General features: G+C 38.2%; 1 protein-coding gene. It reads left to right on the top strand.

Annotation, left to right across the window (positions count from 1 at the left end):
- Window positions 1-589 (top strand): IS3 family transposase (locus IEE86_RS19235; RefSeq protein ID WP_191098563.1); only part of this gene is annotated, 589 nt, incomplete at both ends.

Below are 589 nucleotides of genomic sequence, written 5' to 3'. Positions count from 1 at the left end.
AACCATAAGCGTGTCTACAGGTTGATGAAAGAGATGAACGTCCAATCAATCATTCGAAAAAAACGGCGGTATTTCGGAAGACAAGCTTCGGTTGTCCATCCAAACAGATTAAACCGAAAATTTAAAGCCAATCAATACAATCAGCTATATGTGACTGATATTACCTATATCGCTTGCCAGCATCGCTTTTATTATCTTTCAGCTATACAAGATCTATATAACAATGAAATCGTCGCATGGAAACTGTCAAAACGAAATGATCTTGAACTAGTCATGGAGACATTAGAAAACTTGACATCCCTGCGGGATGTCAAAGGAGCCCTACTTCATTCAGATCAAGGATTTCAATACACAACAAAAGCATATCAAAAGCGACTAGAAAACGTTGGTTTGAAGGGTAGTCATTCCCGAAGGGGAAACTGCTTGGATAATGCCTGTATCGAATCATTTTTCTCCCATCTCAAAACAGAGAACACTTACTTTTCTTCGTGTCAAACGGAAGAAGAGCTTCATAAAAGCATAGAAGATTACATTCAATTCTATAATCACGATCGATTCCAGAAAAAATTAAACCAGTGTGCTCCGGTAG

The organism is Bacillus crepusculi, assembly GCF_014764715.1.
Lineage (GTDB): Bacteria > Bacillota > Bacilli > Bacillales > Bacillaceae > Bacillus.
The sequence above is the reverse complement of the archived record's forward strand: the minus strand, read 5'-3'. Positions and strand labels throughout refer to the sequence as shown.